The organism is Achromobacter sp. Root83 (assembly GCF_001428845.1).
Lineage (GTDB): Bacteria > Pseudomonadota > Gammaproteobacteria > Burkholderiales > Burkholderiaceae_B > Achromobacter.
In genome coordinates this window covers 255180-273056 of record NZ_LMIU01000022.1, presented here as the reverse complement: position 1 = coordinate 273056, position 17877 = coordinate 255180, and the positions used below count along the sequence as shown (strand labels likewise).

General features: G+C 66.8%; 17 protein-coding genes. 6 read left to right on the top strand and 11 right to left on the bottom strand.

What is annotated here, in order from left to right:
* Positions 1-158: 158 nt before the first annotated feature.
* Positions 159-416, top strand: a complete 258-nt coding sequence (locus ASE30_RS16990) for a helix-turn-helix transcriptional regulator (RefSeq protein WP_057285451.1) — start codon at positions 159-161, stop codon at positions 414-416.
* Entirely contained in the window at positions 413-1669 is a 1257-nt protein-coding gene (locus ASE30_RS16985; protein WP_057285450.1) for a type II toxin-antitoxin system HipA family toxin, read from the top strand. The genes ASE30_RS16990 and ASE30_RS16985 overlap by 4 nt, the downstream gene beginning before the upstream one ends.
* On the opposite strand, the gene ASE30_RS16980 is transcribed toward ASE30_RS16985, so the two are convergent.
* From ASE30_RS16980 to ASE30_RS16955, 6 genes are all read right to left on the bottom strand, one after another.
* Positions 1629-3773, bottom strand: coding sequence for an acetate--CoA ligase family protein (locus ASE30_RS16980; protein WP_057285449.1), 2145 nt, complete (start codon positions 3771-3773; stop codon positions 1629-1631). The two genes, ASE30_RS16985 and ASE30_RS16980, sit on opposite strands and share 41 nt — an antisense overlap.
* 18 nt (positions 3774-3791) lie before the next feature.
* Positions 3792-4787, bottom strand: coding sequence for an acryloyl-CoA reductase (locus tag ASE30_RS16975; RefSeq protein WP_057285448.1), 996 nt, complete (start codon positions 4785-4787; stop codon positions 3792-3794).
* Positions 4788-4805: 18 nt separating this feature from the next.
* Complete coding sequence (locus tag ASE30_RS16970) at positions 4806-5972, bottom strand: acyl-CoA dehydrogenase family protein (RefSeq protein WP_057285447.1); 1167 nt, start codon at positions 5970-5972, stop codon at positions 4806-4808.
* Between the two features lie 3 nt (positions 5973-5975).
* Positions 5976-6950, bottom strand: coding sequence for a tripartite tricarboxylate transporter substrate binding protein (locus ASE30_RS16965; RefSeq protein WP_057285446.1), 975 nt, complete (start codon positions 6948-6950; stop codon positions 5976-5978).
* Positions 6951-6969: 19 nt separating this feature from the next.
* Entirely contained in the window at positions 6970-7953 is a 984-nt protein-coding gene (locus tag ASE30_RS16960; RefSeq protein WP_057285445.1) for a tripartite tricarboxylate transporter substrate binding protein, read from the bottom strand.
* A gap of 64 nt (positions 7954-8017) precedes the next feature.
* Entirely contained in the window at positions 8018-9184 is a 1167-nt protein-coding gene (locus tag ASE30_RS16955; protein ID WP_057285444.1) for an acyl-CoA dehydrogenase family protein, read from the bottom strand.
* Between the two features lie 201 nt (positions 9185-9385).
* Between ASE30_RS16955 and ASE30_RS16950 the strand changes: the two genes are divergently transcribed.
* The 3 genes from ASE30_RS16950 to ASE30_RS16940 all read left to right on the top strand — a co-directional run bounded on the left by ASE30_RS16950 (position 9386) and on the right by ASE30_RS16940 (position 12303).
* Positions 9386-10183, top strand: coding sequence for an IclR family transcriptional regulator (locus tag ASE30_RS16950; RefSeq protein ID WP_057285443.1), 798 nt, complete (start codon positions 9386-9388; stop codon positions 10181-10183).
* The gene (locus ASE30_RS16945; protein WP_057285442.1) at positions 10173-10949 is read left to right on the top strand and encodes an IclR family transcriptional regulator; all 777 of its coding nucleotides are present in this window, start codon (positions 10173-10175) and stop codon (positions 10947-10949) included. Before ASE30_RS16950 ends, ASE30_RS16945 begins: the two co-directional genes overlap by 11 nt.
* A 154-nt stretch (positions 10950-11103) precedes the next feature.
* Positions 11104-12303 (top strand): MFS transporter, encoded by a 1200-nt coding sequence (locus ASE30_RS16940; protein WP_057285441.1) that lies wholly within the window; start codon positions 11104-11106, stop codon positions 12301-12303.
* 243 nt (positions 12304-12546) lie between these two features.
* On the opposite strand, the gene ASE30_RS16935 is transcribed toward ASE30_RS16940, so the two are convergent.
* Together ASE30_RS16935 and ASE30_RS16930 are read right to left on the bottom strand one after the other, a co-directional pair.
* Positions 12547-13014 (bottom strand): hypothetical protein, encoded by a 468-nt coding sequence (locus tag ASE30_RS16935; protein WP_057285440.1) that lies wholly within the window; start codon positions 13012-13014, stop codon positions 12547-12549.
* Positions 13011-13505: a MarR family winged helix-turn-helix transcriptional regulator gene (locus ASE30_RS16930; RefSeq protein WP_057285439.1), complete on the bottom strand. Its 495-nt coding sequence runs from the start codon at positions 13503-13505 to the stop codon at positions 13011-13013. Before ASE30_RS16930 ends, ASE30_RS16935 begins: the two co-directional genes overlap by 4 nt.
* Before the next feature lie 107 nt (positions 13506-13612).
* Here ASE30_RS16930 and ASE30_RS16925 point away from each other — a divergent pair, with 107 nt between their 5' ends.
* Positions 13613-14347: a hypothetical protein gene (locus ASE30_RS16925; protein ID WP_156407696.1), complete on the top strand. Its 735-nt coding sequence runs from the start codon at positions 13613-13615 to the stop codon at positions 14345-14347.
* Here the strand turns inward: ASE30_RS16925 and ASE30_RS16920 are convergent.
* Genes ASE30_RS16920 through ASE30_RS16910 form a run of 3 tightly spaced genes read right to left on the bottom strand, consistent with a single transcriptional unit; the run spans position 14335 to position 17745 of the window.
* Positions 14335-15396 carry a YafY family protein gene (locus tag ASE30_RS16920; RefSeq protein ID WP_057285437.1) on the bottom strand — a complete coding sequence of 354 codons (1062 nt, stop codon included), beginning with the start codon at positions 15394-15396 and terminating at the stop codon, positions 14335-14337. The two genes, ASE30_RS16925 and ASE30_RS16920, sit on opposite strands and share 13 nt — an antisense overlap.
* Positions 15397-15403: 7 nt before the next feature.
* Positions 15404-16300, bottom strand: a complete 897-nt coding sequence (locus tag ASE30_RS16915) for a hypothetical protein (protein ID WP_057285436.1) — start codon at positions 16298-16300, stop codon at positions 15404-15406.
* Positions 16297-17745 (bottom strand): GIY-YIG nuclease family protein, encoded by a 1449-nt coding sequence (locus ASE30_RS16910; protein ID WP_057285435.1) that lies wholly within the window; start codon positions 17743-17745, stop codon positions 16297-16299. The genes ASE30_RS16915 and ASE30_RS16910 overlap by 4 nt, the downstream gene beginning before the upstream one ends.
* Positions 17746-17877: the final 132 nt, after the last annotated feature.

Genomic DNA, 17877 nt, shown 5'->3' with positions numbered 1-17877 from the left:
TGGCCAGATAGTGTGGATGTCGGGGGATTGTTCCCGATCGGTAATTTTCCTAAACCGAAAACCGTGTCATGCAGAAAAAATTACTGAACGGTAATTCTGTTGTGGCTTTCCACCTGGAAGCCCCATAAAATTACCGAACGGTAATTCAGGGGAACATCATGCCCGCGGCATCCGAATTGGACACCTTTCCGTTGCCAATCCACTCCTCGACGGATCTGGGTGAGGTGGTGAGGGCCGCGCGGCGCTCGCAGGGCTTGCTGCAAACGGATCTGGCCGGTCTGTCAGGAACCGGCAATCGCTTTGTGGTGGATCTGGAGCGGGGCAAGCCTACGCTGCAATTACAGAAGGTGCTGGACATGCTGGACCTGCTGGGGCTGGAAGTGCAAGTAGTGCCCAAGCAGGCAAGGCTGCCATGACCGCCGCGGATGCGTTGGACCTGTATCAGGCGGACCGCAAGGTTGGCCGTCTGTTCGACGAGCGGCCGTTGCGCTTTGTCTATGCGCAGGCCTGGCTGGACCGGCCTGATGCGCAAGCGATTGCGCCGTCGATGCCGCTCAAAAGCGGTGCTCACGCGGGCGACGCCGTGCATGCCTACTTTGAGAACCTGCTGCCCGAAGGACATGTGCGCAAGTTCTTGCAGCTTAGCCGCCATGCGACCACCGTATTTGGCCTGCTGCGCAGCGTCGGGGGCGATACCGCAAGCGGACTGACGATACTGCCGCAGGGCGAGCGGCCCGCACCACCTCGCTACCGGCCCACGACTTGGCAGGACATCGCTGCGCGCTTGAAAAATGACGGTGTGCCGGCGCTGGCCGCTGAGAACGCCGAAGGCACGCGTATTTCGTTGGCGGGCGCGCAAGACAAGCTTCTGCTGACAGTGATGCCGGATGGCTCACCCGCGATGCCGGAGGGCACGGCGCCGTCTTGGCACATCCTCAAGCCTGATATCCGCGGCGTGGATGGCGTGTGGGCATCGGCCTTGAATGAGACCCTGGTGATGCAACTGGCCGCCAAATTGGGACTGGGCGCGGCGGATGCCACCTATCAGCCGCATACGCGCGCGTGCCTGATCCAGCGCTATGACCGTGTACCGGATGGACAGGGCAGCTTGCTGCGTCTGCATCAGTTGGACCTGTGCCAATTGGCGGGCAAGCCGTCGGATGTGAAGTATGAATCGGACGGTGGTCCGTCGCTGGCGGATTGCCGCAGGCTGTTGAAAGATGCAGGCATCAGTGCGGCGGATCTCAAGCGCTTCCTGCAATGGGTGCTTTTCAATCTGTGCGTCGGCAACAACGACAGCCATGCCAAGAATCTGTCGGTGCTGCAAACCAGCGAAGGTCGATATCGCCTGGCGCCGTTCTATGACCTGATGTGCACGGCGATGTATCCGGGACTGGCCAGCAAGTTCGCCTTTGCGATCGGCGGCGAGATGAAGCCGGGCAGCATCGGGCGGGAGCGGATACAAGCGATGGCCCAGGACCTGGGATTCAACGAGCGCTATGTCATGACCGTGGCGCGCGGCTTGATGGCGGCGCTGCCCCAGGCCCTCGACCAGGTGCAGGCGTCGCTGCGGGCGCAGGTCGGCGCCGGCACCGAGCGCACGCTCATCGACCGCCTGGGCGATTGGATCAGGACGAATGTCCGCCGCCACGCGAAGCGGTGGGAATGACCACCGCGTCCAGCGCCAGCGCGCCCTGTCCTTCGGGCAACGCCAGCAGGGGATTGATCTCTACCGAACTGAAGTCGGTGCGGCGCGCGTGAGCGAAGCGGGACAGCGCCACCAGCGCATCGGCCAGCGCGCCGATATCGCAGGGGGGCGCGCCACGGGCGCCTTGCAGGAGCGCGTGGCCCTTGGTTTCGCGGATCATGGCCAGCGCCTCGGCGCGGCCGAAGGGCGCCAGGCGGAAGCTGACGTCTTTCAGGACTTCGACAAACACGCCGCCCAGGCCAAACATGACGACGGGGCCGAACACCGGATCGCAGTGCACGCCGGCAATGCATTCCACGCCTTTGCTCGCCATGGGCGCGACGAGGATGCCGTCGATGCGGGCGTCGGGGCGATGCTGGCGTACGCTGGTCATGATGTCGGCAAAGGCGCGCCGTAGGGCGGCTTCACCGGAGACGTTGAGTTTGACGCCGCCGACGTCGCTCTTGTGCAGGATGTCCGGCGATACCACTTTCAGCACGGCGGGGGCGTCCAGGCGCGCGGCGGCGAGCACGGCGGCGTCGGCGTCGGCGGCCAGCGTGCAGGGGGAGGCGGGCAACCCGGCCTGGCGCAGCAGGTCCATGGCCTGGACCTCGTTGTAGGCGTCCAGGACCGGCGCGGTGCCGGTGATGCTTGCCAAGCCGCCATCGTCTTCCGTGTTGGCCGCCGCGGCCTCCCTGGCGCCGGCGCAGGCCGCCACGGCCCCGATGGTGCGGATCGCGGCGCTGGGGTCTGCGAATACCAGACATCCCAGCCGTTCCAGTTCGCGGCGGCGGGCGGGCGGGAACAGCGCGCAGATGATCAGGGGCACGGCGGGATGGCTGGCCTGCAGCTGCTTGGCAAAGGCCTCGAAGGTGGGCCACAGCGCTTCGGACGAGCCCGCGGCCGCCAGGAAGACGGCCAGGGCGTCGTAGCGGCCGTCCGCCAGCATGTCCTCGGCGGTGGCCAGCAGCAGTCCGGGTTCCGAAACAGCCTGGCCGGTGACGTCGACCGGGTTGCGGGCACTGGCGAAGGCGACGCGCTCGAGCAGCCGGGCCTGTGCGTCGGCCGCGGGCTCGGGCAGCGTCAAGCCCGCTTCTTCGGCCTCGTCCGCCATCAGCGCGCCGACGCCGCCGGAGATCGTGAAGATGCCCAGGCGCCTGCCTTGCGGCGCGTGCTTCCAGGTGTCCAGTGCATAGCCCAGATTGAAGAACTCTTCGATGGTGCGCGCGCGCAGCGCCCCGTACTGTTTGAACAGCGCGTCGTAGACGGCATCGTCGCCGGCGAGCGCGGCGGTATGCGAAGCGGCGGCCTGCGCGCCGGCCTGGGTGCGGCCGATCTTGGTGACGACGACGGGCTTGCCGGCGTCGCGCGCGGCGGCCAGGGCGCGGCGCAGCTTGGCGCCGTCGCGGCAGCCCTCCATGTAGGTCATGATGACGCGCGTGTCCGGATCGTGCGCCAGCCATTGGATGCAATCGGCGACATCGATGTCGGCCTCGTTGCCGGTGCTGATCCAGTGCGACAGACCCAGCCCGCGCTCACGCGCCATGCTGTAGGCATAGGCGCCGAAGGCGCCGCTTTGCGACACCATGCCGATGCCGCCCGCGGCGACCGCGCCGTTGGCGGGGGCGGGCGAGAACGTGGCGTAGACATTGCGCCGGACGTTCATGAACCCCAGGCAGTTGGGACCCAGCAAGCGTATGCCGCGTTCGCGCGCAATGGCGAGCAGGCGTTGCTGCATTTGCGCGCCGGATGCGCCGGTCTCGGAAAAGCCCGATGTGAACACCACGGCGCCGCCCACCTGGCCGGGGCGCGCATGCTCCAGCGCCTGCGCGGCATGGGCCGCGGGCACGGCCAGGATGACCAAGTCGGCGTCGGCGTCAAGCGCGGCCAGGTCGGGGAATGCGGGCAGGTCCTGGATGACGCTGGCGCGCGGATTGATGGGCAGGATGCGTCCGTCGTACCCGTGCTGGCGCAGCAGGGCGACCGGCATGGCGCCGATCTTGCCCGGCGTGGCCGACGCGCCGACGATGGCGATGCTGCGGGGATTGAACAGGCGGGAGAGCGAGGAATCGAAGGGCTGGGACATGGTGGCGATGAAGATGATTCAGGAAAAGCGCACGACGCTGCGGCCGATGCTGCCGCGTTCCAGCATGGCGGCCAGCGCCTGTGGCAGATCCTTGGGCGAGATGACGCGCGAGGCAAGCGCCAGGCGCGATGGGCGGTAGTCGGTTGCCAGCTTCTGCCAAAGCGCGCGGCGCAGCGGCATGGGGCTGTTGGCGTTGATGCCCAGCAGCTTGACGCCGCGCAGGATGAAGGGAATGACCGAGGAGGGCAGTTCCGCGCCGCCCGCATTGCCGAAGGCGGCGGCCACGCCGTCCGGGCGCAGGCTGGCCAGCGCGTGGGCCAGCAGCTTGCCGCCCACGGAATCGATGACGCCGGCCCAGCGGGCGCTCATCAGCGGTTTGATCGGCCCGGACAGATCGGGCGGCGCGATCACGTCGCTGGCGCCGAGCGACCGCAGGTAATCCCGCGCGTCGGCCTTGCCCGACATGGCGCATACCGTGTAGCCGCGCTGGCTGAGGATATCGATCGCAATGCCGGCGACCCCGCCGGTGGCGCCGGTGACCAGCACCTCGCCCTGGCCGGGCGCCAGGCCGCAGTGTTCCATCCAGTGCAGCGACAGCGCAGCGGTGTAGCCGGCCGCGCCCAGTACCGCGGCATCCTGCAAGCCGATGCCGGCGGGCAGGGGCAGCACCCAGCCGTGCGGCACTCGCGCATATTCCGCATAGCCGCCGTCGCAATCCACGCCGATGCCAAAGCCATGCACCACGACTTCCTGGCCCGGCTCCAGGGCCGGGTCGGCGGAATGCACCACCGTGCCGGAGAGGTCGATGCCGCCGATGCGAGGATAGTCGCGCACGATGCCGCCGCGGCCGGCCTGGGCCAGCGCGTCCTTGTAGTTCAAGCCCGCGTAGGCCACTTTGATGAGCGTGTCGCCGGGCGATAGCTGGTCGACCGACATCGTGTCGAAGCGTCCTTGCGGAGGCGCGCCGTCGGGGCCGCCGTGCAGGCGGTACGCCTGGAATTCGGGTAGGGTCATGGAGGTTCCTTGCGATGTTCAGGCGCGGGCCAGCAGGCGGCGCGCCAGTGTGGCGCGGTGCAGTTCGTTGGCGCCGTCGTAGATGCGGAAGGGGCGCATTTCCTGCCAGATCATGGATACCGGCGTGTCTTCGGAAAGGCCCGATGCGCCCATCATCTGCACCGCCCGGTCGGCTACGCGGTTCACGGCCTCGGACACGAAGACCTTGGTCATCGCGCTGTGCTGCTTGACCGGCAACCCGTCGTCCATGCGGCCGGCGCAGTCCAGGGTCATGAGGCGGCTGGCGTGCAGGTCGATGTGCGAATCCGCCACCATCGCCTGGATCTGCTGCAGGTCGGCCAGGCGGGAGCCGAATGACTCGCGTCCGGCGACATAGGCCTGCGCCGTTTCCAGCGCGCGCCGGGCGCGGCCGATGTAGCGCATGCAGTGCGACAGGCGGGCGGGCTCCAGGCGAATCTGCGCATACTCCAGTCCGCGCCCGGGCTCGCCCAGCACCGCGTCTTCGCCGACTTCGCAGTCTTCCAGCAGGATCTCGGCATGGCCGCCAATCTGATAGACCGTGACCATGCCGATGTCGCGCACGACCCGGTAGCCGGGTGTCGCGGCCGGCACCACGAACAAGGTCGCGCCCACATCGGTTTGCGCCAGCACCAGCGCAAAATCCGCGCCCACGCCGCCGCTGATGAATTGTTTGTGCCCGTTCAGCACCCAGCGCTGGCCGCGCCGCTCGGCCCGGGTACGCAGCATGGAGGGATCGGAACCGGCGCCGGGGGCGGGTTCGGTCATGGCAAAGCAGGCGCGCTGCTCGCCACGCACCAGAGGCGCCAGGAAACGTTCTTGCTGGGCCGGAGTCCCCAGGCGCAGCAGCGTCAACATGTTGGGCTGGTCGGGCGCGGCGCAGTTCAGCGCCGCCGGGCCAAGAAAGCCGCGGCCGGCCTCTTCCAGCACCAGTGCCAGTGCGCGCCAGCCCAGGCCGAGTCCGCCCTGTTCGGCGGGCAATTGCGGCGCATACAGGCCTGCCTGCCGGGCTTGTACACGCAGGCCGGCGATGCGTTCGTCCAGGGCGGCGACGTCGCGCGCGATGGCGGGCGATTCCGCGGGGATGGCGATGTCGTCCACAAAGCCGCGTACCCGTTCGCACAGGTCGCGCGTCTGGGCGTCGTTGCGTTCTTGTTGGGGATGCATGGCTTATTCCTCGATCTTCACGCCGGCCTGTTTCACGACGGCGCGCCATCTGTCGGTTTCGTCAGAGATATGCCGGCCGAAGGCGTCGGGCGTGCCGCCCGTGGGCTGCATGCCCAGCCCGGTGAAGTAGCTCCGCACTTCGGGGTCGGCCAGCACGGCGTTGACCTGGCGGTTCAGCAGGGCGACCACGTCCTTGGGCGTGCCGGCCGGCGCCATGACACCCCACCACGACGAGGCCGACAGGGGCACGCCCAGCTCGGTCAGCGTGGGCACGTCGGGCAGGTCCGGATTGCGCGCCTGCGCCGCGATGGCGACCGGCCGGAGCCGGCCGGCCTTGACCTGCGCCTGCACGGGAGGCAGGTTGTCGAAGCTCATCTGCACCTGTCCGCCGACCAGCGCCGTGGCGGCCTCGCTGCTGCCCTTGTAGGGGATGTGGCGCAGCGCGATGCCGGTCTGGTGCGCGAACTGTTCGCCGGCCAGATGCGGAATGCTGCCCGTGCCCGCCGTGGCGAACGTCAGGCCCTGTTGCTGCGCGGCGGCGCGCTTGAGGTCGTCCAGGGTGCGTATGGGGCTGGCGGCCGGCAGCAGCAGGTAGACCGGCACGTCGGTGGCCCACACAACCGGCGTCAGGTCCTTGCGCACGTCGTAGGGCAGCTTGCGGTACAGCACGCTGTTGGTCGCCAGGTTGGCGGTGCCCATCAGCAGGGTGTAGCCGTCGGGCGCGGCGCCGGCGACATACGCGGTGCCGATCTGCGTGGCCCCGCCCGGCTTGTTTTCCACCACCACCGGCTGGCCCAGCAGGGGCGCCAGCTTGCGCGCGATCATGCGAGCCGCGGTGTCGGTGCCGCCGCCGGCCGCATAGGGCACGATCAGGCGGATAGGCTTGTCGGGATACGCCGAGGCGGCATGCGCGGCCCCGGCGGCCCCGGCCAGGGCGATCGCGCACAGGGCGCGCAGCGTTTGGATGATTGGATGCATGGCGGTGTCCCCGGATGGCCTATTGAATGCGGGTGCCGGTGGACTGCACCAGCTTGGCCCACCAGGCGGTTTCGTCCGCGATCTGCTTGGCGAATTCGGCCGGCGTGCTGCCCAGCGGCTCGGCGCCCAGCTCCTGGAAGCGCGCGCGCAGTTGCGGATCCTGCAGCGCCTTGACCACCGCGGCGTGCAGGCGTTCTATCACTGCCGGGTCGGTGCCGGCGGGCGCCATCAAGCCCTTCCAGGCCATCACCACAAAGCCCTTCTGCCCGGCTTCGTCGAAGGTCGGAATGTCGGGCGCCGCCGTGGCGCGCTGGTCGCTGGGCACGGCCAGTGCGCGCAGGCTGCCGGCCTTCACTTGCGGCAGCAGCGCGGGCATGTTGTCGATCATGAAGTCGATGTGGCCGGCCACCAGGTCGGTGACGGCGGGGCCGGTGCCCTTGTAGGGCACGTGCTCGGCCTGCAGGCCGGCCTGCTGCTTGAGCAGTTCGCCCGCCAATTGCGCGGGAGACCCATTGCCCGGCGAGCCGAACGACAGCTTGCCGGGGTTGCTGCGCGCGTATTGCAGGAACTCCTGCAGGGTCTTTACCGGCATCGATTTCGTCACCACCATCAGGTTGTGCTCGCGCTCGAGGCAACTGATGGGCGCCAGGTCCTTGGCGGGATTGAACGGCATGTTGGCATACAGGCTGGGATTGACGACCGTGGGGCCGGCGGCCGCCAGCAGCAGCGTGTAGCCGTCCGGCGCGGCGCGGGCCACGAAGTCTCCGCCGATGTTGCCGCCGGCGCCGGGCTTGTTTTCCACGATGACCGGCTGGCCCAGAATGGGGTGCAGGGCCTCGGCCAGCAGCCGGCCCAGGATGTCGGTGGATCCGCCGGGGGCAAACGGGATGATCAGGCGGACGGGCTTGTCGGGGTAGGCGGCCGCGGCTTGGGGCGGCAGGGCCACGCAGGCCAATGTTGCCGCCACGGCGGCGATCCATTTTGGCAGGTGCTTTTGCAGCATGTGAGTCTCCTTTGGTTTGTGGGCCGCCGGCTTCTTGTGGCCGCGGTCCCGGGTCGCGCCCCGCCTAGCGGCCGGGCGTATAGCCTGCCTGCGTCAGCGTGTGGCGGGCGATGGTCAGTTGATGGATCTGGCTGGTGCCTTCGTACAGGCGGAACAGGCGCACATCGCGATAGAAGCGTTCGATGCCGTGATCGGCGACATAGCCGTAGCCGCCGTGCATCTGCACGCAGCGGTCCGCCACGCGGCCGCACATCTCGGAGGCGAAATACTTGCAGATCGACGCGTTGAGCGTGACGTCGCGGCCTTCGTCGCGCTCGCGGGCGGTTTGCAGCACCAGCGCCAGCGCGGCCTGGATCTCGGTCTGGCAGTCGGCCAGCATGGCCTGGATCAGTTGAAAATCCATCAGCGGCTTGCCGAACTGCTGGCGCTCGGCCACGAAGCGCATGGTGTCGTCGAGCATGCGGATGGCGGGGCCGATGCAGAGCGCGGCCAGATGGATGCGCTGTTTGTTCAACACCTTCATCGCCGTCTTGAAGCCCATGCCGGGCTGGCCGCCGATGATGTTGGCAGCGGGCACGCGGCAATTGTCGAAGTGGACGGCTGACACGGGCGACCCGGCCTGACCCATCTTGTCGTAGGGCTGGCCGGTGGACAGGCCCGGCGTCCCGCGTTCGACGATGAACGCCGAAATACCCTTGCCGCCGGGCGCGTGCTCGTCAGTGCGCGCCATGACGGTGAACAGGCCGGCCAGCGGCGCGTTGGTGATGAAGCACTTTTCGCCGTTCAGCACATAGTGGTCGCCATCGCGGACGGCGGTCGTGCGCAGGGCGGTCGCGTCGGAGCCGGCCTGCGGCTCGGTCAGGGCGAAGCACCCCGTCAACTCGCCGGACGCCAGGCGGGGCAGATAGCGGGCCTTCTGTGCCTCGGTGCCGTCGGCCACCAGCGCCTCGGACCCGATGCCCGTATTGGTGCCGACCCTGGCCCGGAACGCCACGGAACACTGGGACAGCTCGATGGCGGCCCGTATCAGTTCCTCCGTGGTCATTCCCGCGCCGCCGTAGGCCTCGGGGATCGAATACCCGAACATGCCCTGGCCGGCCATGGCGCTGACCAGATCCGCCGGCACCTCGTCCAGCCGGGCGACCTCGGCTTCGCGCGGGGCCAGTTCCGCGCGGACAAAGCGGCGCAGCGAATCGAGAAAGGCGGGGAATCCGTCAGGGTCCCTGATCATGTTGTGTCTCCGTTTTTTTTGGCGCCCGGCCATCGAATGCGGCCTGGGTCCATCGGGAATCCAGGCTAACAAAGGGCGGGACATTGCGAGACAAGTGTTTTGATATCTTGAACGCGCTGCCGGCCGCCGGACGAGGGTTTCGCCTATCATCGAAGCACCTGGCCGCGCCTTGCACGGCCACGCCCGTTCCGGACCGTGATCATGACCACTCCTCTTGGCGACCGCCACGCCGACCCCGCCTTTGCCACCACGCTGGCGCATGGCCTGTCGGTGCTGCAGACCTTCCGGCACGGCGAGCCCGCGCTCAGCAACCGGGAATTGTCCGATCGCACGGGCCTGTCCAAGGCCACCATCTCGCGGCTGACCTACACGCTGGTGCAGCGCGGCCTGCTCCGGTATGACAGCAGCCTGCGCCGCTATCGTCTGGGGACGGCCTTGCTGTCCCTGAGCTATCCCCTGCTTGCCAGCATCAAGCTGCGGCAACTGGCGCGTCCGCTGATGGCCCGCTTGGCGGAAGCCGCGGGCGGCTCGGCATCGCTGGGCATGCGCCACGGGCAGCACATGGTCTACGTGGAAACCTGCCGCGGCCACGATGCCGTGGCGTTCCGGCCCGACATCGGCGCCATGCTGCCCCTGCTGCAATCGGCCATGGGGCGCGCCTGGCTGGCGCGGGCCGATGCCGCCGAAGCGGACGGATTGCTGCGGGCGCTGCGCCAGCAGGATCCCGCGGCCTGGCAGTGCATGGCCGCCGGATGGGAACAGGCGCGGCGCGACTACGCGGCCCATGGCTATTGCGTGGCCGAGGGCTATTGGCATGCCGATGTGCACGCCGTGGCGGTGCCGATGCGCCGCCCCGTCGACGGCCAGGTGTTCGTCTTCAATTGCGGCGTGCCGGTGCGGCGGCTGCGCGCGGGCGATCTGCGCCGGCGCATCGCTCCGCGTCTGCTGACCCTGGTAGCGCGCGTGGAGAAACTGCTGGAGCGCCAGGATGCAGCCTGATCGCGACCGGGACTTTGCCACCACCCTGGCCCACGGCATCGATATCCTGGCCTGCTTCCGGGCCGACCGGCCCGAGCTGGCGAACAAGGACTTCGCCCAGCAGACCGGGCTGTCCAAGAGCGCCGTGGCGCGCCTGACCCACACGCTGGTCGAACTGGGTTTTCTGCAGCGTCTGGGAACGCCCGCACGCTACCGGCTGGGCGGGGCGGTGCTGGCGTTGAGCTACCCCTTGCTGGCAAGCATGCAGATCCGCCAACTGGCGCGGCCGTCGATGAAGCTGCTGGCCGATCACGCCCGCGGCGCCGTGTCGCTGGTGGTGCGCGACCGCCTGCAAATGGTGTACGTGGAGACGGCCAGGTCGAACGAAGCCTTGCAGACCCGGCCGGACATCGGCGCCGCCTTGCCGCTCTTGTCCAGCGCCGCGGGCAAGGCATGGCTGGCCCGCGTTTCGGACGAGGAACGGGCCGCCGTGCTGAATCAACTGCGCGTCGCGGATGCGCGCCACTACGCCGAGCATTTCTCCACCCTGGAGGCGGCCCGCCGCGATCTGGAGCGCAAGGGATATTGCGGCAACAACGCGCAATGGCGCGCGGACGCCTACGGCTTTGCCGCGCCCTTGTGCCGGCCCTATCAGTCGCTGCTTTTCGTGTTCAATTGCGGGGTTCCGTCGGGCGACGGCCCGTACCGCGAACGCGCCGCCGACATCGGCCCCCGGCTGGTCGCCCTGGCGCGGGAGACCGAGAGGCTGCTGGGCATGAGCGATTAATGACCTGAAGTCAAAAGTGTTTGCCTGCCAGACGGCTTTTTCTGCAAGGATCGGGCCGTCATACTGCACGCCTGTCTTTCCGATGCGCCGGCCATTTCGGGCCGGGAACGCCCCAGGAACGTCCTGCCGGCGCCGTCGAACCCAAGGAACCCGCATGAGCCCCCAAGATACCCAACCGGTCAAATCCGGCCCGCCGCTGCTGGCGCTCGCCGTCGGTGCGTTTGGCATCGGTGTGACCGAATTTTCTCCCATGGGCCTGCTGCCCGTCATCGCCGACGGCGTGGGCGTGTCCATACCCAGCGCCGGCATGCTGATCAGCGCCTATGCCATCGGCGTGATGATCGGCGCGCCCCTGATGACGCTGGCGTTCTCGCGGTGGTCGCGCCGCAAGGCGCTGATCCTGCTGATGGCGATCTTCACGATCGGCAATATCCTGTCCGCGCTGTCGCCCAATTACACGACGCTGCTGCTGGCCCGCCTGGTGACCAGCCTGAACCACGGCGCGTTCTTCGGCCTGGGTTCGCTGGTGGCCGCCAGCGTCGTGCCGCGCCACAAGCAGGCCAGCGCCGTCGCCACCATGTTCATGGGGCTGACCATCGCGAACGTGGGCGGAGTGCCCGCGGCGACGTGGCTGGGGCAGGTGATCGGCTGGCGGATGTCGTTTGCCGCGACCGCGGTGCTGGGCCTGATCGCGATGCTGTCGCTATGGTTCGCGCTGCCGACGGGCGAGGCGGGACGCCGTCCCAATGTGCGCCACGAACTGGCCGTGCTGAAGAGTCCCGCCGTGCTGCTGGCGCTGTTCACGACGGTGCTGGGCGCGGGCGCGATGTTCACGCTGTACACCTACATTGCACCGACGCTGGCTGACATTACCGGCGCGTCGCCCGCACTTGTGACGGGGATGCTGGTGCTGATCGGGCTGGGCTTCACGCTGGGCAACGGGCTGGGCGGGCGCATGGCCGATCGCTCGCTGGATGGCACGCTGATCTTCTTCCTGGTGCTGGTCATCGTCGATCTGCTGGCCTTCCCGTGGCTTGCCTCTACACCCGTTGGCGCGGGGATCGCGCTGCTGATCTTCGGCGTGGCGACGTTCGCGGTGGTGCCGCCCTTGCAGATGGGCGTGATGCGCGCCGCCACGGACGCCCCGGGACTGGCGTCGTCGATGAACGTGGGCGCCTTCAACCTGGGCAACGCGGTGGGCGCGGCCGCTGGCGGCGCGGTGATTTCGGCGGGCCTGGGCTATGCGGCGGTGCCCATCGCGGGCGCGGTCATCGCGACGGGCGGCTTGGCGCTGGTGCTGGTGCAGCGCGCCGGCAATGTACGCCGCCGCAAGCTGGCGATGCAGGGCTGCTGATTCCTGGCTTGCAGGTGGGCATCGGGATGTCAGGCGGTTCCGGCTGGCGCAGGGGGGCTGAGCGGCTGCACCGCCAGCCGCAGTCCCATCTGCCGGCTGCCTGGCATCAGGCTCCTTACCGCGCGCCATTTCGTCTGTGGCGCTGGTGCAGCGCGTGGAGACAGATGTTCTTCGGAATGGCGTCCTGGAAGCAACCGCCGGGCGTGATCCTTTTGGCTCTTGTACCGGCACCTACCGTTGGGATCATTCCCTCAGCGGCGCAAGCGAGCCATGGTTGCCCCGCGAGTGCCGCCCGAGCCGCAGGCCATCGCGCATGTTCAACCCGAGCAACGCGATGTTCAAGGCGCCGGCGATGAGCTCGACTCCTTGGATTGCCTGGAACCAGGCATCGAAGCGGCCCGCGTTGGCCATCGACGCGAGCGTGAACGCACAGGGAAGCAGGACGAGAAGGCCGTTGGCGGCGATGATCCGCATGCGCCGCTTCTTGATATTCACGAGGCGCCCCTTGCGGCCCCGGCCCAGCGCAAACCCGCTGGCGCCCGTGGCGGCCATCGCGGGAACCAACAGCCACATCGCCGTCAGTATCCCGTTCTTCACGGCCACCACCGCCGCTTCGTTCAAGAAGACCTCGGACACCACGGTCGACGTCCAGAAGGTGGCGATGCAGGCAAGCGCGACCATGCCTGCTGCGGCATGCAGTTTCGATTTCATGGTGTTTCCCCTGGAGGATCGGTAGGAGTCAATTGGCGCAGCAGGCTGTCCAGCGTTGCGCGGGCGGCCCGGATCTGCGCGGGCGGGATGCGGGCGGCGAGGTCGGCGGCCCGGGCGGCCCAGAGTTTCTCGGCGCGCTGATAGAGTTGCCTTCCACGCGGCGTAAGCGCGTAGAGCGGGGAGCGCCGATGGGCCGGATTGGCGTGCGAGCTCACCAGGCCGGCCTCGAGCAGCAGGTTGAGCTGTTTTTGCGCGCCTTGGCGCGTCACCCCCATGGCGTCTCCGATCTGGGGGGCGGTGAGCGGCCTTTCAGCGAGCGCAATGGAGCCCAGCATTTGCCAGCGTGCGCTGCTCAGGCCCAAGGGCTCCACCAGCTTGTCGCCCCATTGCAGCAGGGCGCCGTGCGTGCGGAATACCGTGAGCGTCAAGTCGGTAAGCGCCGCGACATCGGCGGCAAACCTGGGGCGGGGAGTAGGTCTGGTCGAGTTCATGACAACCAGTTTCCAATAATGGAAACTGGTTGTCAATATGGCCCTGGACAGCGATTGTCCAGAGGGGCATTCAGACTGAGTTTTCTCAAGTCTGAATGGAGCCAACCGTGCCGCACGAAAACCCCCAATCCATCTTCACGCAAACCAAGCCCGCCATCTATCTGGAAGGATGGGGCATGCGAGCGGAGGAGGTCGAGGCGCTGGCCCGGACGCTGCAGGGGCTGCTGCCGTCGCTGGACTGGCATGCCGGCGACACGCCGGTCCCGGGTGCGCTGACCCTGGTCCTTGTGGACGAGGGCGCGCTGGCCGGCGATGCCAGGGGCGCGATCTGGAACACCTTCGGGCCTGTGGAAGCGATGCGCCGGGCGCGCCAGGCAGGCGTGGCCGCGGTGGCGGTGTGCCGTGGCCGGATCAGCAGGCTGCCCCCTGAACGTGTCGGCCTATGGGTGACGACGGCAAGCGGGGACTGGGCGCAAAACCTGCAGGCGCTGGTCCGCGCCTTGGCCGCGCTGGAATGGGAGCCTCGGCGCGGCTACAAGGAGGTTGCGGCGTGGCGCGGGCTGCGCGCATTGACGCAGGCCAATCTGCTGGCGGTGATGACATCCAATGAAGACGCGGGGGACTTTGCTGGTCTGGTGCGTCAGGCATTTTCCGCGTCCATGGCGCCGCCGGCCGCCCTGTCGGTTGCCGGTGCTTCCCGTGCCGTCGTGGAGCGCACCCTGGTCGAGGCCGGCATGCAAGAGACCGAAATCGTCGCGGTGGCGCCGATGACGCTCGATGGCATCATGCGGGTGGACGCCCTGGTGGGGTTCCCGTGGCCGCAGCCGGCTTATTCGGCCTGAGAAAACTTGCCTGTTGAATACGCCGATGCGCCCGCTTCCAGCACGCCCTGCAGCTCTTTGCGCAGGTGGGGCGGCTTGATCAGAATGACATCGGGCGCCAGGCCCAGCAGGAACTGCTTGAACGTCAGGGAGGGACGCACCGTCGCAACCAGTTCGAAGCCGTTTCGCGTTTCCTTGATGGTCTGGTCTTCCGACAGGCGGTAATGACGCAGGCGGCTGCGAAAGCCGCGCTCCTGGACTCTAAGGGTGATTTGCTGCGGGGCTTCGGGGAAGAAGAGCAGCGTATGTTCGTGGCGTAGAAACCGATCCAGATCGAAGTCCGTGTCCATGTCGGCCGGCTCATCGGTGACGGTGGCGCTGACGATGCGGTCAAGGCGGTGCAGGTAGCGCACAAACCGGCCGCTGCGCCGCGACCTGCGGCACGAGACCAGATACAGCACGCTGCCACGTTCAACTAATGCCAGGGCCGACACGTGGTAGCTGACGGGCGCATCGGTCGACAGCGCGGCATTCTGGTAGTGCAGAAGCAGCATCTTGTTGCGATAGAGCGAATCCGTGACCGCGTCCATGATGGCCTCGTCCTGCGCCGGGGGAAGCAGCGGAAAGCCGGAATCGATGACCGCCGCCTTGCCGCGCCAGGCGCGGCCCTGCAGGTAGCGCGGATACGAGGGGTGGCTGGCCAGCAGGTCGCGGCTGCGATCGCAATGCTCGCGTAGCGTTTTCAATGCGTCCGCGGGTAGCTGGTTTTCGGCGAACTGCTCCAGCTGAAGCAGGGCGACGGCCAATTCGACGCTGTCGACTTTCGCTCTGGTGGGAACGCGGCCGGGCATACTGACCCAGCTGCGCCCGCTGCCTTTCCCGCGGCTGTCGATGATGCCGGCGTGATACAGGTGCAGCAAGGCCCGCTGCATGGTCTTGGCCGTGGCGGCGGAATAGCCATACGTGGGCCGCAGCCGCTCATAGAGCGTGCGCGAGAACATCCAGCCGCCATCGCGCTGCAACTGGTCGATGACGTCCCAGTGCAGCGCGTTGAGTGGTGTGCTGCTCATCGGCCGCTCAGCCGCCCAGGGGACCCGCGGCTTTGAACAGCGCGGCCGCCGCCACGGCCAGAGCAGCGAAGGGAATGACGTGGCGCAGCAACCTTTCCGTCATGCCGCCAGCACGGTTCATGGCGGCAACCAGGCCATCGATCTGCACTGCCTGGGTCGTGAGCAGGGTTTCCAGCCTGGCGATTTCCTGCCGCGAACCTTCAATGTGCTTTGCTTGCGTGTCCAGGGCCTTGGCCTGCTCGGCGGTATGGGATCGCAGGACTTCCAGCAGCGCCGCCGATTCGCCGTCCTGCCGATGCAAGGCTAGTGTCGTCGCGTCGATCTGGCTCAGGCGGTGGCGAAAGGTATCAATGTCGGTGCGCAAGGCGGTCGTCTGGTTGCCCAGATGCTCCAGCCGCTTGTTGTTCTGCTGGATCAATTCCTCTTGTTCAATCCGGGATTCGACGTGGCTGCGCAGTTGTTCCAGAACGACCAGCGTGGCCTCCTTCTGGTTGTTGTCCAGCGTTTGGGTATCGTTGACGATGCTGCCGATCTTGCCCACGAGCGCGTGATGGAAGTCCTTCAGCAACCCGTTCTTGCGATGGTTGAGCTGCATGACGACCTGCAATACGACCTGCGTCGTGGTCAGGCTGGCGGCAAGGTCGCCCGCCATCTGCGCAAACTCTTTGTCGTTGTCGCCGTTCAGCGAACCCCACAGCATGCCGAGCGTGCTTTTCTTTTCGACCGAGGATGCCATCGACCCGACCGACCGGCTTTTGGAAATGGCGCTGGTCAGGTTCTGGAAGTGTTCGTCGAAATCGCGCTGGAAGGCCAGGTAATCGTCGTCCTGGGTCAGGGAGGTGCCGCGTAGCGCCGGCACATGGGGCTGACCGCCGGATGAGGAGAAGGACACTTGGCTGTTCATTTGCTGCTCGCTAACAGGTTGCGGATATCGAGGGGCTTGATTGCGGAATGCTGAGACAACTCGCGGACATGCGCCTTGGTTTCAATCTCCAGGGTCAGCGATGACTCCACGTAGCGGCCAAGCACATTGACAGTTTCGAACTGCTGCTCGTTCAGCGTGATGAGCTGCATGCAGGCCTCGCGTTGCGCTTGCAGCGCTTCGTGATGGCCCGTGCGGGAATTGATCAGGAATTCAACGATGCTGGGAACGAACTGCTGCAGGTAGTGGCTGGAAAGGCCAAATCCCATGGCTGAGATCGCTGCCGCCAGATAGGGCGCCACGGGGCCAAGCAGCGGGATGAGCTGGGATTCGATGATGGGGTCCAGGCCATCCCAGATGACGAGGCTGCCGCTGACAATGATGGTCTCGGTGATCTTCGTCACGAGATCCGCCTTGCTCATGCTGCCCGCGTCCTTGAACAGCGACCAGGCCGCCGCGCCCAGATCGAATATGTTGCGCGCCAATTGGTAAATCTGCCGGATGGTCTTGGACAGCGCATTGACGATGAACTCGAATATCCCTTTCAGAAGCTGCAAGGGCGCTTCGATGATGCGCTTCACAATGCTCCAGACTTTCTCGCAAAAGCGCTGGAGACGGGCCAGGATGGTCGACTTGCCGCCGCCGAAGATATCCACGAGTTCGTCTTTCAGGGCTTTCAGCGCTGCGGCGGTCAATTGTTCAAGCACTACCCAGCCGCTGTTCTTGGCGGCTTCCTTGGCCGCGCCCTGCAGCAGGGACGCCGCGGAGCCGGCGGCATCCTTCATTTTCTTCGCCTCGATATTCGGGCGCTTGCCCTGCTCGTTCAGCAGCTCTTCGCGCTTGTTGGCGGGGGGCTGTTCCGTGCGGATCAGATACGCTTCCAGCGCGGCGGCCGTTTCCTCGGAGTCCATCACCACGTATTTGACGGTGCAGCCGTCCTTGAATTCGTCCGCCAGCTTGTACGGCGCTTGGGCTCGCTCGCCCTGCCTGAACTCGTTCAGATGGCCAGCGTGCCAGCGGCTCTGAAGCTTGGTGCTGTCGCCGACATACATGACCTCGTTGTGCTTGTTGGTGACCACGTAGACGCCGGGCTTGTTTGGCACGGCATCCAGGCCCGTCGCCAAGCCGTCCTTGACGCTGAATTCACCGTCGAACTTCATCGTTTTCAGCGTGGAGATCCCGTGCGTAAGGCTTTTCTCGATCATTTCGCGCCAGGCCACACCGCGATTGGCCACGTCCATGACGCTCTGGGCCGACGTCGCGTTCAGTGCATCCTTGGCCACGCTGCCTGGCTTGGTGGTTTTTGCGCCGGGGCGCGAATTGTTCTTGTTGCGAAAGCCGCCGATCAGTTTCCGGTTGGTGTTGTCGATCGCGCGATCGACGATCAGATTGGCCAGCGGCGATAGTTCTTTCAGTTCGGGCTGCATTTTGTTTTTTCTAAGCCAAAGTCGAGAATGAAATTACGAAAGAAATAAAATGTAACACTTCGCGGGATATTTTTCCCGGCGCACGGTAATTGGCTAGTGAAGGGGGGCGGGCGCAACGCGCGTCGCGGCCGG